The organism is Tenacibaculum sp. FZY0031, assembly GCF_036350695.1.
Taxonomy (GTDB): Bacteria; Bacteroidota; Bacteroidia; order Flavobacteriales; family Flavobacteriaceae; genus Polaribacter.
On sequence record NZ_JAZDVY010000003.1, the window covers coordinates 344,482 to 360,955 of the forward strand.

General features: G+C 32.5%; 15 protein-coding genes and 2 tRNA genes. 3 read left to right on the forward strand and 14 right to left on the reverse strand.

The annotated features are described in order from the left end of the window. Positions 1–4: 4 nt before the first annotated feature. Both V1T75_RS05960 and V1T75_RS05965 read right to left on the reverse strand, forming a co-directional pair. Positions 5–1,078 (reverse strand): proline racemase family protein, encoded by a 1,074-nt coding sequence (locus tag V1T75_RS05960; RefSeq protein ID WP_330487642.1) that lies wholly within the window; start codon positions 1,076–1,078, stop codon positions 5–7. Next, positions 1,078–2,031, reverse strand: a complete 954-nt coding sequence (locus V1T75_RS05965; RefSeq protein WP_330487643.1) for an ornithine cyclodeaminase family protein — start codon at positions 2,029–2,031, stop codon at positions 1,078–1,080. Before V1T75_RS05965 ends, V1T75_RS05960 begins: the two co-directional genes overlap by 1 nt. Positions 2,032–2,161: 130 nt before the next feature. Here V1T75_RS05965 and V1T75_RS05970 point away from each other — a divergent pair, with 130 nt between their 5' ends. Then, on the forward strand, positions 2,162–3,472 hold the full coding sequence (locus V1T75_RS05970) for a S28 family serine protease (protein ID WP_330487644.1): 1,311 nt from the start codon (positions 2,162–2,164) through the stop codon (positions 3,470–3,472). An 18-nt stretch (positions 3,473–3,490) separates the two neighbouring features. On the opposite strand, the gene V1T75_RS05975 is transcribed toward V1T75_RS05970, so the two are convergent. The 11 genes from V1T75_RS05975 to V1T75_RS06025 form a co-directional block, all read right to left on the reverse strand. Then, positions 3,491–4,588, reverse strand: a complete 1,098-nt coding sequence (locus tag V1T75_RS05975) for an alanine racemase (protein WP_330487645.1) — start codon at positions 4,586–4,588, stop codon at positions 3,491–3,493. Between the two features lie 2 nt (positions 4,589–4,590). Then, positions 4,591–5,745, reverse strand: a complete 1,155-nt coding sequence (gene alr / locus V1T75_RS05980) for an alanine racemase (RefSeq protein ID WP_330487646.1) — start codon at positions 5,743–5,745, stop codon at positions 4,591–4,593. Continuing rightward, entirely contained in the window at positions 5,745–6,881 is a 1,137-nt protein-coding gene (locus tag V1T75_RS05985; RefSeq protein ID WP_330487647.1) for an amidohydrolase, read from the reverse strand. The genes alr and V1T75_RS05985 overlap by 1 nt, the downstream gene beginning before the upstream one ends. Continuing rightward, a complete protein-coding gene (locus V1T75_RS05990) occupies positions 6,869–8,227 on the reverse strand; it encodes a sodium:solute symporter family protein (protein WP_330487648.1) in 1,359 nt (452 codons plus the stop codon). Before V1T75_RS05990 ends, V1T75_RS05985 begins: the two co-directional genes overlap by 13 nt. Positions 8,228–8,305: 78 nt before the next feature. Beyond that, positions 8,306–8,500, reverse strand: coding sequence for a 30S ribosomal protein S21 (rpsU, locus tag V1T75_RS05995; protein WP_099215800.1), 195 nt, complete (start codon positions 8,498–8,500; stop codon positions 8,306–8,308). Between the two features lie 53 nt (positions 8,501–8,553). Continuing rightward, entirely contained in the window at positions 8,554–9,417 is an 864-nt protein-coding gene (locus V1T75_RS06000; protein ID WP_330487649.1) for a sigma-70 family RNA polymerase sigma factor, read from the reverse strand. Between the two features lies 1 nt (position 9,418). Further along, positions 9,419–9,856 carry a GNAT family N-acetyltransferase gene (locus tag V1T75_RS06005; protein ID WP_330487650.1) on the reverse strand — a complete coding sequence of 146 codons (438 nt, stop codon included), beginning with the start codon at positions 9,854–9,856 and terminating at the stop codon, positions 9,419–9,421. A gap of 544 nt (positions 9,857–10,400) precedes the next feature. Next, positions 10,401–12,392, reverse strand: a complete 1,992-nt coding sequence (locus V1T75_RS06010; RefSeq protein WP_330487651.1) for a protein-disulfide reductase DsbD family protein — start codon at positions 12,390–12,392, stop codon at positions 10,401–10,403. Between the two features lie 19 nt (positions 12,393–12,411). Next, complete coding sequence (locus V1T75_RS06015; protein ID WP_330487652.1) at positions 12,412–12,858, reverse strand: protein-disulfide reductase DsbD domain-containing protein; 447 nt, start codon at positions 12,856–12,858, stop codon at positions 12,412–12,414. Between the two features lie 144 nt (positions 12,859–13,002). Beyond that, positions 13,003–13,075: transfer RNA gene (locus V1T75_RS06020), tRNA-Met, on the reverse strand. Between the two features lie 374 nt (positions 13,076–13,449). Then, positions 13,450–13,522 (reverse strand) — tRNA-Met (locus tag V1T75_RS06025). A 94-nt stretch (positions 13,523–13,616) separates the two neighbouring features. On the opposite strand from V1T75_RS06025, the gene era reads away from it, so the two are divergent. Beyond that, positions 13,617–14,543, forward strand: coding sequence for a GTPase Era (era, locus tag V1T75_RS06030; protein WP_330487680.1), 927 nt, complete (start codon positions 13,617–13,619; stop codon positions 14,541–14,543). Here the strand turns inward: era and V1T75_RS06035 are convergent. Further along, a complete protein-coding gene (locus V1T75_RS06035; protein WP_330487653.1) occupies positions 14,540–15,052 on the reverse strand; it encodes a GTP-binding protein in 513 nt (170 codons plus the stop codon). The genes era and V1T75_RS06035 overlap by 4 nt on opposite strands. 105 nt (positions 15,053–15,157) lie before the next feature. On the opposite strand from V1T75_RS06035, the gene der reads away from it, so the two are divergent. Further along, positions 15,158–16,465: a ribosome biogenesis GTPase Der gene (gene der, locus V1T75_RS06040; RefSeq protein ID WP_330487654.1), complete on the forward strand. Its 1,308-nt coding sequence runs from the start codon at positions 15,158–15,160 to the stop codon at positions 16,463–16,465. The last annotated feature ends 9 nt before the right edge of the window (positions 16,466–16,474 follow it).

Genomic DNA, 16,474 nt, shown 5'->3' on the forward strand with positions numbered 1-16,474 from the left:
GGGTTTATCGAAGTATAAATCCTTTTTTCATTGGATCTTTTGGATCTATTATAAAAGTTTGTACGGCTGTTATATATGCGGTTCCCTCAACTTGAGGAATTACAGCTTTAAATGCTCCATAATTTTCTTCGGAAATTACAGAACCTTTAAAAGTAGAACCTGTAATACTTTCAATACTCATTACTTGATTAAAATCTATTTCTTTTCTTGCTTTGTGAATTGCCATTCGCCCTGAAACACCTGATCCTGTAGGGCATCTATCTACTTCTCCTTCTGCAAAAATGCATACATTTTTACTATCATTACCAGACACCTGTTTAGTGTTATCAATAAATATAGTTCCGTATAAAAAGCTTAAATCATCCTCAAAAGGGTGTAAAATTTCTTGGTCTTGCAACATTACTTCATTTTTAATAGCCATTCCTGCGTTTATTAAACTTCTATAGTTTTTTGCAGATAAATTAAAATCAAAGTTATTTTTACACATGTCTACATATGCATAAAAAGCTCCACCATAAGCTAAATCATATGTAACTTCTCCTAGCCCTTTTACATTTACTGTACGATCTAAGCCAACAACAAAACTAGGTACACAATGAAATTTTACACCTATTACTTCATTGTTTTTCACCTCTGTATAAGAAACAATTCTACCGCAAGGGGCATCTATTTTCAATATATTCTCTCCTTCTACAACCTCTATCCATTTCATGTGTATTGCAAGAGTAGAGATTGCAATAATGGCATGACCACACATAGTTGAGTACCCTTCATTATGCAAAAAAATAATACCAAAATCTCCTTCATCATCATTTGGAGGTAATAAAATACATCCATACATATCTGCATGTCCTCTTGGTTCAAACATTAAAGCTGTTCGTAAATGATCATAATTTTCTTTACAAAATCGTCTATAATCTAAAACTGATTTCCCTTCTAAGTCTGGAAATCCTTTTATTATTACTCGTAACGGTTCTCCTCCAGTATGCATGTCGATAGTTTCTATCTGTATCCAATCTTTGGGTATAGTAAATGTTGTTTTTTGTATAATATTTTTATATGTTTTACTCGTATGCATTATATGTATTGTTTATAATAATAATTTGCCGCTATTAAATCTTCTAAAGCATGACCTACTGATTTAAAAAGTGTAATTTCTTCTTCTGATGTCCTAGCTAAAATGTTATTAGCACACAGCCTAAATAAATCTGCTTTAATATCTTTTTCTTCTATTACCCCTTGGTTTAATGGAATTACAATATCTCCACTCTCTTTAAGCCCTCCTTGAAAAGTATCCACAAAAACTGTTGATTTAAGTATAGCTGAGTTGTCAGCTTCTCTCATATCTTTTTTGTAAGCTCCTACAAGATCTATATGTTGCCCTTTTTGTAATAAATCACCATTAATTAATGGCATTTTAGATAATGTTGCTGAAGATATAATAGCTACTTCCTTTATTTTTTCTTCTATTGTCTCTACTGGTACTACTTTTACAATATTACTATTACACTGCTTTGCTATTTTTTTCGCTTTTTCATAGTTTCTTCCCCAAACATATACCTTTTTTATTGGTCTAACTGTACAATGCGCTTTTATTAAATTAGTAGCTAAAACTCCTGTACCTATCATTAATAATGAATCTGCGTTCTTTCTTGATAAAAAAGAAGATGCTAAAGCAGAAGCAGCCGCGGTTCTTTTTGCTGTTAAGCTTTTAGCATCTAAAATTGCTTTAATAGTTCCGTTTACAGAATTTAACAAAATATATGTTCCATGAATAGCTGGTAAGTTAAATTGATGGTTCTCTGGACTAACGGTAACTATTTTTATTCCTGCTGTTTTTCCTGGGTTCCAAGCAGGCATTAAAAGTAAGGTTGAGTCTTGAGTTGCTTTTGGATTTGTAAAATCATGATGGTGCCTTAAAGGTACTTGTACCTTGTTGTCCGAAAATGCTTTTTTAAGTTCATTTATTAACTCTTGAAAAGATGTATTGCTTTCTATAAACTGATTATTAATTTGTACAATTTGTTCCATAGCTAAATGTACGTTTTTTAAAATCTTGCGATAGAATCTACCCTTAAACTACTTAATATTTGCATACTCTTAGATAAAATAGTATTAATTTAAAAAAATGAAAGCCTATAGTTTTATACAAAATTATTTTATGAAGTTTATACCTGCTTTTCTTTTTACTTTTATTATTACTGTTTTACTTTCATGTAACACAAATAATAATAAAAAATCTTTTAAAAGTAAACTACAAGAAGTTTTTCCTAATGCTAAAATTAATACTATAAAAACTGAAGATCATTTTATAGAGTCTTATCAAGTTATTTTAAATCAATTTTTGGATCATAAACATCCGGAAGAAGGTACTTTTAAGCAATATATTTATATATCACATAGTGACTATAATACCCCTACTATTCTGGTTACAGATGGGTATGCTTCCCATAATAGAACTACCGAATTAAGCAAGATTTTTAAGGGTAATCAAGTTATTGTAGAATACAGGATGTACGGAAAATCTAGACCTGATGAGATTCCTTGGAAATACCTAACAAATGATAATGCCACAAACGATTATCACTTTATTGTTGAGAAGTTAAAATCTTTGTACAAGAATAAATGGATTTCTACGGGTATTAGTAAAGGAGGAGAAACTGCATTAATTTATAAATATAATTTCCCTAATGATATTGATGTAACTGTGCCTTACGTAGCTCCTTTGATAAACGGTACAGAAGATATTAGAACTAACGATTTCATAAATACTATTAAGAATGAAACTTGTAGAGATAAAATTAAAACATTTCAACGTACTATTTTACATAAAAGAAACGATATAATTCCATTACTAAAAGAATATGCTACGACTAATGAGATTACTTTTAATGAAGTTCCTTTTAATGAAGTTTTAGAATATGCTGTATTAGAATTTCCTTTTTCTTTTTGGCAATGGGGAGATGGTAAGTGTGATAAAATACCTGAAAACAATAATGATATCAACGTATTATTTAAATTTTTAATAAAGAACTCTGATATTACTGTTTATAGTGATTGGGGATATAACTATTACCTTCCTTCCTTTTATCAACATATGACAGAATTAGGGTATTATGGATATGACTTAACACCTGTTAAAGATTTGCTTCAAGTGGTTACCAGTAGTTCTAATAAGCGTTTCGCTCCTAAAAATATTGATATAAGCTACAACCCCAATTATATTAAAAAAGTGCGCAATTATGTAGAAAATAGAGGGAACCAAATTTTATACATTTACGGCGAAAATGATCCTTGGTACGCTTGTGCCCCTATACCTAAAAAAAAGGTTGATGCCTTAAAAATGGTATTACCTAATGCAAATCATGCTACTAGAATAAGACATTTTTCTGACGAAAAACAAAAAATTATATATGATAAATTACAAACATGGTTAGGTAATACTATTACTATCTACCCCCTAAAAAAGTAGAGGGTAGATATCTTTGTTTTATATATAAACTTTATCTATAAATTTAGAACTTAACAATCTTGCTACCCCCATATAGCTAAGTGTAAACTTTACTTTATCACCTACTTTATATTTTGTATCTCCTGCTTCATTTTTATTCAACCCAACATCAATTACTAACATATCAGAAGTAATTCCCACAAAAGATATACTTTTATCCTCAACTTCAATATCATTTTTATCTACATCTAATAAACCAAAATCTAAAATTGCCTTGTACGATGTTTCTTGTACATCGTTTTCATCATAAGTAGATGTATGTCCAATACTTGCTTCACTTATAATGCCATCGGGCACTATTTTTTTCTTTTCCAACTCTATTACGTTAGCATAAAACTCAAATGTTTCTGTATGCAAATCTTTAAACTGCTTATTCTCTAACGGACTTACTCCAAAGAATGCAGCTTCTCCAATTCTAAAGTGGTTGATATCTTTAGGAGCAACTCCATTTTCCACCAATGGTAACGTAATTGATGAACCTCCAGAAACGTACTTTAAATCTTTATTGAATTTTGCCGATATCAGTTCTTTATACAATGATAATTGCAATAGCTTATCATAAGTAGGTTCTACACCATACATGCATCCTAAATTTGATCCTATCCCTATTACTTCGATGTTCGATAGGTTGAATACTTTTTCATAAAACCCTAAAATATCATCTCTTTTTACCCCTTCTCTTAATTCACCCATTTCAATCATAATAATGATTTTATGAATTTTATTTTTTTTCTTCGCTGCTTCATTAAGCGACTCTATCGTAGATAAAGAACTGTTTAAAGAAATATCTGCGTACTCTACCACCTCATCTGCATAAATATTTGCAGGGGGTTTTATGTAAATGGTTCGTAAATCTGGGTTTACCTCTCTTAAGTTTCTCAAGCTTGTTAACCTTGAGTCTCCAATTGAGTTTATTTTTTGGGTTACGTCAGAGGTTAAAATTGCTTTTAAGAATGTTTTATCTCCTGAGAAAACTTTTGTTACCAAACTCCATTCAATATGATTTTCTTCAAAAAAGTCACTTAACTTCTTTATGTTGTCTTTTATTCTTTCAGAATATATAATTAATTCTGCCATAATTATTTTGTTATTATTCTTGGTAAATTCTCAGGAAGTCGTGTTAGTAATTCATAATTAATGATTTGTATTGAATCGTTGAATGATGAAACTGTTATTTCAACATCTCCTTGACTTCCTATCAACACAACCTCATCTCCTTTTTCAATAGTGCCAGCATGTGTTACATCTACTGCCATCATATTCATATTGATGGTTCCTACTATTTTATGTCTTTGTCCTCTAATTAAAACTTTTCCTTTATTACTTAGAGAGCGACTATATCCTGAAGAATAGCCAACAGGAATGATTGCTATTTTTGTTTCTTGATTTGTAAAATAGGATGTACCATAGCCAATAAACTGACCAGCCTTTATCGTTTTAACATCCATAACTTGTGTTTTCCAAGATATGATTCTTTTTAGCGGATTTTCTACAATTTTTTCTTTGGTTAAATAGTGAACTAATATTTCGTTTGTTGGGAAAAAACCAAATTGTAAAATACCTACTCTTACCAAGTCTAACCTTGTTGTTGGATATCGAATTGTAGCTGCTGAACTTGCTAAATGGTAAGTTGGTTTAAACAAATTAAGTTCTTTTACTCTCTTTCTTACATTTTTAAACTTTTTCTTTTGGTCGGTTATTCTCTTGTAATTTGAAATACTTTCTGCTCCTGCTAAATGAGAGCAAATTCCTTTAACATCAACAAATTCTTTATGCGTCTCAATATATTTAAGAACTTTTGTTGTTTCTTTCGGAACAAAGCCTGTTCTGTTCATTCCTGTTTCGATTTCTAAGTGAATTTTAGCACTTCTCTTTACTTTTTTAGCTGCTTCTATCGCTTTTTGTAGTCTATTTTCTTCAAAAACAAAAAACTCTATCTCATTTTCTATTGCCCATGATAACTGACTGTTTTCAATCATTCCCATTATCATAATGGTTACATCTTCATAAGGCAGTGTTTTTTTTACATCAAAAGCCTCATTCGCATCAGAAACGCTAAAATGTCTTACTCCGTATTTGTATGCCAACATACAGTAGGTTTTAATTCCATGACCGTAAGCATTTCCTTTTACTACAGATGAAAAAATAGTAGTATCTCCTATTATTCCACGTATAAAATTGATATTATTTTTTATTGCTGATTCAGATAATTCTAAATACGATGTATGAGTCATTATTGTTGAACTTCTTTTAAAATATTATAAAATAATTGTGCTCCTGTTACTGTTATTTCATCAGGAAAATCATAATCTGGATTATGTAATGCTGGTGTATCTTTTCCTGCTCCTAGCCCAAACATAGCTCCTTTAAACTGCTGTGTAAACAATCCAAAGTCTTCTCCCCATTTAAATGGAGTGTTTATTTCATTAATTGATAAATTTAGTTGTTCTGCTGCCGATTTTATATATTCAACGGCTTCTTTGTTGTTTTTATTTGCATAAAACTCTTCAAACCAAGAAGTATTAATACTTAACTTTTCTTTTTCTTGAAGCTTTTGAAGTAGTTGTTCAAACTTATTCTGTTTTTCTTTCATCAAACGCGTACTCCAACTTCGTAATGTAAGGTGTACCTCTCCATATCCTGCTGATACTCCATAGGCTTTTTCTCCCATCATTATATGTACTGGTGTAGCTAGGAAAAAATCAGGGTTTTCAGGTGTATTTTTAGTTTCTTTTTTTACAAAATGAAGAATTTCAGCAATTGCGTTCGCTGGATTGTAGCCTTTTTCTGGCTCTGCTGCATGCGCTGTTTTTCCTTCTAGAGTAATTACTACACTTTTTACATTGCTAGTAAACTCGTTTTCTTTTACAACTATTTCTTGTTTGGTAAAACCTGGTAAATTGTGTAGTGCAAAAACATAGTCTATATTGAGTTCTTTAAAAGAAGGATCTTCTAAAACAAACTGCGCTCCTCTTCCGTTTTCTTCTGAAGGTTGAAAAAGTAACAACACTTTTCTTTTACGCAAAGGGTTTTCTGTAAGTAGTTTTGCTACCCCAAGTAAAATTGTTGTATGCCCATCGTGTCCACATTTATGGGAAATTCCTTCATTTACAGATTTATGCTCAAAAGTATTCACTTCCTGAATAGGCAACGCATCAATGTCTGCCCTAAGCATAACTGTTTTCCCTTCTTCATTTTCGTTAAATATTGCTAGCAACCCTGTTTTTGCTACCGGTACCACTTTGCACGATGTATGTTCCTTTAAAAAAGTTTGTATTCTTTTTTTAGTTTCATATTCTTCTTCAGAAACTTCAGGAAACTTATGTAATTCTTTTCTTACCTTCTCTAAAGCATCCTTTAGGCTTTCCATGTTTTTTGGTTATTGATTAACTGAATTATTAAAAATACGATAGCTGATAATGTAATTCCGAAGAAATTTGCATCCAAACCAAAAGGTAATTTTACCTCTAAAATAATTAATAGTAAAGTGGTCAATCCTCCTGAAATCATTGCATAAAAAGCGGCAATTGGTGATGGCTTTTTCAGTAATAATGTTCCTAAGACAGGAACTAACAAACCTGATACCATAAAAGCGTACGAATACAACATTAACTCTAATACATTTTGCATTTTTGTAGCCAATACAATAGCTAAGCCTCCTATTAAAAAAGTTATCAATTGTGAGTTTTTTATACTGATACTTTTCTTGAAATACCCCAAAATATCTGTTGTCAAATTCCCTGAAGCTGCCATTAAACAACTATCGGCTGTAGACATGATTGCCGAAAAATAAGCTGACATCATTAACCCCATTAAACCTACTGGTAAAATACTTCTTAACAACAATGGAAGCCCTAATTCTGCATCTAATGCCACCCCAGGTGCATATCCTATACTTGCAAACATTCCTTGCTCGTAGGCTACTCTTGAAAACAACCCTAAGGCAACCCCCATAAATGCCATTATTGGATATTCAAAAAGTCCCGCTATTTTCCATGCTTTTTTTGCTGTTTTTTCATCTTTACAAGCATAAATTCGTTGGTATAAGGTCATTCCAACAAACCAAATAGGTACAATGGTGATTATCCAATTAAACATATCAATAAACGAAACATTGGTCAGTGATAAAAAACTAACTGGTAAAATCTCTTTAATTCCATTCCATCCCCCTACTTCTACATAACCAATAGGAATTCCAATCCCTATTAATCCTACCATTAGAATTATCCACTGAATGGTATCTGTATAAATCACTGCTTTTATTCCTCCAATAACTGTATATATCACTGCAATGACTCCCATAATTAAAACTGCCTTAGTAATTGATATAGAAGGGAAGGTAGCGGATGCTAGTTTTGCTCCTGCTAAAATTTGTGAGCTTGTAAAACCTATGTACCCTATTAGTGAAATAATTCCAGCCATTAGAGCTACTTTTGTATTGTAGTGAAACGCTAACGATTCTGGGAACGTTAAAAAATGATGTTTTTTAGCGATAGGGTATACTTTTGGGATTAAAAAAACGGCGCTTATCCAAGCACCTAATAATCCTGTAAAAAGCATCCAGCTACCGGAGAGTCCCATTAAAAAACCAAGACCTCCTAAGCCTATAGAAAAACCTCCTCCAACATCCGTTGCAACAACAGAAAGTCCTATATGACCTGCTGACATGTTTCTTCCTCCTACATAGTAATCGTCTTTTGATTTGTTTTTATTCATGAAGTAAATTCCTACTCCAAGCATAAAAATCAGATATAACACAAATATTAATAGATCAATAAAATGTATATCCATATCTTATTTTTCCTGCTCTAATAAAAACTGCTCTTTGTACTGAGCCTTTTTTAATTGCTCTCTTCTGCTTACAGATGGTTTTGTGTATTCTTTTCTTTCTCTTATTTCTTGTAATACTTTTGTATTCCTATATTTTCTTCTGTAGCGTTTAATCGCTCTGTCGATGTTTTCACCCTCTTTTACCTGTATTATTAACATATTATTTATCTCTTTTTAAATTATTATTTTTAATGAATTAAACAAAGTCGAAACTACCCTAGATAGGTTTGTAGTACTTTGGTTCTCGATCGTTGTTTTAATCTTCTAATTCCTTTTTCTTTAATTTGACGAACACGTTCTCTTGTTAAATCAAAAGTTTCTCCTATTTCAGTTAAGCTCATAGGTCGGTAGTTTTCTAAACCATAAAATAGTTTTATGATATCCGATTCTCTTGGAGATAGTGTTTCTAAACTTCTACTAATTTCTAACTGTAAAGATTCTTGCATTAAATCTTTATCTGGTTTGGGAGCTTCAGAAGCTTTCATAACATCGTATAAGTTTGATGTTTCTCCTTCTTTTAGAGGCGCATCCATAGAAATATGTCTTCCAGAGTTTTTCATTGACTGTTTTACATCTGAAACGGTCATATCTAAAACTTTGGCTATTTCTTCTGGCGTAGGCATGCGTTCATTACTTTGTTCAAGCTTAGAAACCGCTTTATTAATTTTACTAATGCTTCCTATTTTATTCAACGGTAAACGAACCACACGAGATTGTTCTGCTAAGGCCTGTAAAATAGACTGGCGTATCCACCAAACCGCATACGATATAAACTTAAATCCACGCGTTTCATCAAAACGCCTTGCAGCTTTTACCAAACCAATATTTCCTTCATTAATCAAGTCAGAAAGTCGCAACCCTTGATTTTGATATTGTTTAGCTACCGATACAACAAAACGTAAGTTAGCATTCACTAAAGTTTCTAACGCTCGTTGGTCTCCTGCTTTGATTTTTTGAGCTAATTCAACTTCTTCATCTGCAGTAATCAAATCAATCTTACCTATTTCTTGTAAGTACTTCTCAATAGATTTTGATTCTCTATTGGTTACTTGTTTTGTTATTTTTAACTGTCTCATATTATCTCTTTAATCTCATTTCTAAATATGGCGTGGTAAATCCTAACTTTTCGTATAAAAACTTAGCTGGATTGTCTTTTTCTACATGTAAAGCAATGTCTCCTTTACAGTTTTCAATAGCATGTGTCATTATTTTTCTTCCAACTCCTTTTCCTCTATATTCATTGTGAGTGGCTATGTACACTAAGATATTTTCTGGAATATACTCATCCATTCCAGTTTTATTTATTACCACTGCCCCTATAATTTCACCTTTATCTTCTATCGTAAAAACATACCCACCTAATCCTGTTCGCTCTTTTGCTGCATAGTCTATTGCTTTACGAATTGCTGATTTTTCATCTCCATATTTTTCAAGGTGTGTGTATAAAAAGTTAGTTACTCTTTCTATTTCTAAAGGGGTTATACGATTAAATGCATCGTAAGTTTTTATTGTCATAATTTTATTTTTATAAAAAAGAATAGGTATGTAATAATTATAAGTTTCTTTAGTTCTTTTTCTATTGAAACTTAAATAGCAGTAAATACAAAACCTATTTATTTTGGTATTTGTCTTTTAATGCGGAATACTTTTTAGAAAAGTGTACGATTATCTGTAAACGGATACTCGTAAGGTCAAAAAAAACATTTTATAAATCTATTTTTTAACTGGTAAATAGTTCTACAAAGTGTTTTTAAATATACTAGAGAAGCTTCTCACAAAAAGAGGAGCTATTGTAAACTTAAATTAGAACCCTGGTGGGATAAACTTGTCCGATTGATTACGGAACACAAGGTAGTTGAATGTAAAAACTCGTTGATTTTTTTTCTCGTGTGTAGTATCTACCATATAGTACAAAGGTACGAATTTTATAGGTAATTTCAAAATAGCTACTGTAAAAGAACCTCTTACAATGCTTTGCAGATTTGTAACATAACGTATGTTAATAAAAAAGCACTTCAGAAAAATCTGAAGTGCTTTTTTATTATACCCTAATTTTTAATTACTTTTTAAAATGAGTAATCCCGTTTTCAAGCCAGTTATAATATTCATCTACATCTGGTGTGTAGGCTATCGGGTCATTTATATTCGATTCATCGTGATTCATTAACACATAAAATGGTTGTGAATTTGCCTTATACTTAATGGTTTGCATTTCACTCCATTTTTGACCAATGTATTTTAATTTCTTCCCTGGGTTTAACTTTGATTCTACCACCTCATCTTCTTCTAACGGTCTTTTATCGTCTACATACAAAGAAATTAAGACTACTTTGTTTTTCAACACGTCTAACACCTTTGGTTTTACCCAAACGTTTTGTTCCATTTTTCTACAATTTACACAAGCATGCCCTGTAAAATCTAACATTACTGGCTTTCCTACTTTTTTAGCATAGGCTAGTCCTTTATCATAATCATGAAACGACATAATATCATGCGGTGGCATTAAATGTGCTCCTTCGGGTAAACGCTCATGTCCATTTTCTTGATTCCCTGAACTTACTACTGCTTGTTTTGTAAACCCTACTCCGTAAGGTGACTCACTATAATGTTGTGGCGGTGGAAAAGCACTGATTAAATTCAGCGGTGCCCCCCATAATCCAGGAACCATATAGATGGTAAACGATAATACTATCAATCCTAAACTTAATCTTCCTACAGATATATGACTAATTGGGCTATCGTGCGGTAATTGTATTTTTCCGAAAAGATAAAAAGCTAAGGCTCCAAAAATAGCAATCCAAATTGCAATAAACACCTCTCTTTCTAGTAGATGTAATTGTAATACTAAATCGGCATTTGATAAGAACTTAAATGCTAAGGCTAATTCTAAGAACCCTAATACTACTTTTACTGTGTTTAACCATCCTCCTGATTTTGGCAATGAATTTAACCATCCTGGAAAAGCTGCAAATAAGGCAAATGGTAGTGCAATAGCTGAAGAGAACCCTAACATTCCAACAATAGGCGCTATTCCTCCTTTAGAAGCAGCTTCTACTAACAATGTTCCAACAATTGGTCCTGTACAAGAAAAAGACACAATTGCTAAGGCCAATGCCATAAAAAAGATTCCAATTAAACCTCCTCTATCAGCTTGAGAATCTACCTTAGTTGCCCACGAACTTGGCAAGGTAATTTCAAAAGCCCCCAAGAAAGACACTGCAAAAATTACCAAGATTAAAAAGAAAATTAAATTAAACCATACGTTAGTTGACAATGCGTTTAAGGCATCGGCTCCGAAAATAAAAGACACTCCAGACCCTAATAACACATAGATTCCGATAATTGATAACCCGTAAATAATAGCATTTCGAATTCCTGCCGATTTACTTTTACTCTGTTTGGTAAAAAAGCTTACCGTCATGGGTATCATAGGAAACACACACGGAGTCAACAAGGCTGCAAACCCCGACAGAAAGGCTACAAAGAAAATAGCCCACAAACCTTTCTTATCTTCTTTTTTACTTTCTTTGGATGCAACTTTATCTGTTGTTTTTGTTTCTTTTGTTGTACCAGTAGAAGCTTTAGTAGCCGTTGTTAAATCAAATGTCAAGTCTACTTCTTTTGGTGGTAAACACATCTCATCAGTACAAGCGATAAACTCTACAAACGCATTTACTTGGGTTACACTAGCATCAACCAGTTCTACTTTTTGCTTAAAAACGGCTTTGTGTGCAAAGGATTTAATATTCATTCCTTCTTCACCAAAAAGTGTGGTAAACTTAACTTCACCTTCTGGCTCTGTAGTATTTCCTACAATTTTAATTTTTCCTCCGTCATCATCATATGTAAAAGTTGTTGGAATAGGCCCTCCACTCGGAACTTCCTGTGCATACAAATGCCAACTTCCTTGTATTGTCGCGGTGCTTACTAAGTTATATGTTGTTTCAGAAATTTTTTCTACACTCGTTTTCCATGCTATTGGATTGTGAATTTGGCTCATGGCCGAAAACCCAACAGTAAAACAAAGCAAAAATGCTAGTATTTTTTTCATCGTATTTGGGGAAAAGGGATTAGTTTACATTAAAAGTCAATTCTACTTCTTTTGGAGGTAAGCAGTTCATTCCTGTACACACCATATACTCTACCACTCCTTTAACAGTAAACTTCTCTGTAGTTTTTAAACGGATTCTCTGAGTAAAAGTAGCTTTGGTATCGAAATATTTAATTTTCATTTCAAAGATTGGATCATCCACTACATGTCCTGCTTCTTCTTTAGTATTTCCTTTTTTTAAATAGTTCGCATTTCCTTCAAAAGTAAATAAGGTTGGTATTGGCCCTCCTTTTGGAATCTCTTGTGAATACAAATGCCAATCTTTTTGAATTGTTGCGGTAGCTACTAGCTCAGCTTCTTTATCGGATATCTTTTTTACAGAAGTAGTCCACTTTACTGGATCGTGTACTTGAGCAAATGCAGAAGTGCAAACAACCAGCAACAGAGTTAAAAGTAATTTTCTCATTGTTTTTATTTAGTTGCGTTATCTTAAACCTGTAAATGTAATGCCTTTATTTGCTAAAACACAAAAGATTAAAAAAAGTTTAACATTAACAACTAAATACAAAAACGAAAAAAGGCTTTCGATTTCTCGAAAGCCTTTGCTTAGTAGCGGGAACTGGACTCGAACCAGTGACCTTCGGGTTATGAGCCCGACGAGCTACCTACTGCTCTATCCCGCGATTTGCGATTGCAAAGATACGTCTTTTTCTTTGTTCTATCCAAATAAAAAGTTAATAATCCTTATTTTGATTCTAAAGACGAAACTATATCCTAACATACCAAACAGAAACATTGATATTGACCCGAAAAACATTTCCCTTAATAAAATATAATAAATGACAGCTTTTACTAAATTATCCTCAAATCACAGAAGAAAAAGATCAATACAATTCAGTAAAATATAATCAAACAGGAGCAAATAGAGATGGATTTAGGATTTCTAAGACTTGAAATAAAATTCATAAGAATTGTGTTTAAGCATTAAAACATCCCTACACGGATTTTTACTCACAAACAAAAAAAGGCTTTCAATTTCTTGAAAGCCTTTACTTAGTAGCGGGAACTGGACTCGAACCAGTGACCTTCGGGTTATGAGCCCGACGAGCTACCTACTGCTCTATCCCGCGATTTGCGGTTGCAAATATACATTCTTTTTCTTGTTCTACCCAAAAAAAAAGCATTTATTTTTCATCTAAACATATCCTTCTAAATAACAAGCAAATAAAAAATAAATACTTCTTACATAAAACAACCTATCTTTGCAGTATGACACATAAAGCAGGATTTGTAAATATTATTGGAAACCCAAATGTTGGGAAATCTACCTTGATGAACGCACTAGTTGGCGAAAAACTATCTATCATCACTTCAAAAGCCCAAACTACTAGACACCGTATTTTGGGGATTGTCAATGGAGACGATTATCAAATTGTTTTTTCGGATACACCAGGAATCATTAAGCCTGCTTATGAGTTGCAAGAATCTATGATGGATTTTGTAAAATCGGCCTTTGATGATGCCGATGTACTTATTTACATGGTAGAAGTTGGTGAAACGGCTCTTAAAAACGAAGCTTTTTTCAACAAAATAATCAATAGCAAAATCCCAGTGATTTTATTATTAAACAAAGTCGATAAATCAACTCAAGAAGAGGTTGAAGCTAAAATTGAATATTGGAAAAAGAAGGTTCCAAATTCTTTTGTGTATGTAATTTCTGCCCTTGAAAACTTTAATGTAGATACCGTTTTTTATAAAATTATTGAGCTTTTACCAGATTCTCCTCCTTTTTACCCAAAAGATCAGTTAACCGATAAACCTGAACGCTTTTTTGTGAATGAAAAAATTCGTGAAAAAATTCTTCAACATTACAAAAAAGAGATTCCTTATTCTGTAGAAGTTGAAACTGAAAGTTTTGTTGAAGAAGATACTATTATAAAAATCCGTTCTGTTATTATGGTAGAACGTGAAACACAAAAAGGAATTATCATCGGACACAAAGGAAGTGCGATTAAACGTGTTGGAACGGAAGCTCGTAAAGACCTTCAACAGTTTTTTGATAAAAAAGTTTTTTTAGATTTACATGTAAAAATCAATAAAAACTGGCGTTCTAGTGAACGTCAATTAAAACGGTTTGGATACAAAGACTAACCTCTTTTTACCGTTCGCAACAACTGTTTCGTGTACTCTTTCAATTCATCCATTTGTTTTTTTCCTGTAGATTTCCCTAGGCTTCCTATCAAGTATAAAGCAATCCACACAATCGGCAAAACCACTAGCATTACTACAGGTAAGATCGTTATCTTTTTTAACGACCAATTGCTGTAAGCTATAACGGCAAAAATCACAAAAGCTGTCCCTACTAAAAAATGTAAAAACATGAAAAAAGTCCATACTTGAGGTTTAGGACCAAACAATCCTTTTATGTTTGATGAAGTTTCTGAAATCTCTTCTATTTCAATATGTAACTGTGGTGACCATAAATGAGATTCTTTTTCAGGTACATCAATCACTACGTGATTATCTACAACCTTCATTTTATACTTAGAAACATCGTTTAAATGCTTCTTTATTTCTTCTAATAAAACCTGAGAATTAATTTCATATTCTAACTGAAAACGGGGTTTTAAAAAAATCTGATTGTATAATTTATCATCCATTAAATAAAAGATTAGGTGCCAACAATATAGCAAAAACTATATACTATCTAAAAAACATTACAAATCATATACTAAATTGTATCTTTGCACAAATTTTTTTGCAAAATGAGTATTATTGCGATTGTAGGGAGACCAAATGTAGGTAAATCCACTTTATTTAACCGACTAGTAAAACGTCGTGAAGCCATTGTTGATTCTGTTAGCGGAGTTACAAGAGATCGTCACTACGGAAAATCTGAATGGAACGGAAAAGAGTTTTCTGTAATTGATACTGGTGGTTATATAGTTGGATCTGATGATATTTTTGAAGGAGAAATACGCAAACAAGTTCAGTTAGCTATTGATGAAGCTGATATTATTGTGTTTGTAGTTGATGTTGAACAAGGCATTACCCCTATGGATGCTGAGGTTGCCAAACTTTTACGTCAGGTTGAAAAACCATTATTTATGGCTGTAAACAAAGTTGACAATGCAATGCGTGATGCTGATGCTGTTGAATTTTACAACCTTGGTTTAGGAGAGTACTACACGATTTCTTCTATTAATGGAAGCGGAACCGGAGAGTTATTAGACGCCATTGTGAAAGAAATTCCTGAACCTGAAGAAGGTGAAGAAGAACAAGACGAATTACCTCGTTTTGCTGTAGTTGGACGTCCAAATGCTGGTAAATCATCATTTATCAATGCGTTGATTGGTGAAGATAGAAATATCGTAACCAACATTGCAGGAACCACACGAGATTCTATCGATACAAAATACAATCGTTTTGGATTCGAATTCAACTTAGTTGATACCGCTGGAATTAGAAAAAAATCGAAAGTAAAAGAAGATTTAGAATTCTATTCAGTAATGCGTGCTGTACGTGCAGTTGAACATTGTGATGTTGCCGTATTAGTTATTGATGCAACTCGTGGATTTGAAGGACAAGATGAAAAAATATTTTGGCTAGCCGAGAAAAACAGAAAAGGAATTGTCATTTTAGTAAACAAATGGGATTTGGTTGAAAAAGAAACCAATACCATGCGTGATTTTGAAGCTAAAGTTCGCCAAGCAATTGCTCCTTTTACAGATGTCCCGATTATCTTTATTTCTGCATTGACCAAGCAACGTATTTTTAAGGCTATTGAAACTGCTGTTGAAGTTTTTGAAAACAGAAAGCGTCGTATTCAAACAAGTAAGTTAAACGAAACGATGTTGGAAATTATGGAATACAATCCGCCTCCGGCAACCAAAGGTAAATTCATAAAAATAAAGTACTGTATGCAGTTGCCAACCCATACACCTCAGTTTGCTTTCTTTGCTAATTTACCTCAGTATATTAGAGACCCTTACAAGCGTTATATCGAAAATCAATTACGCGAACATTATAACTTTAACGGAGTGCCTATTAGTATTTATTTCAGACAGAAATAAGTTTAACAA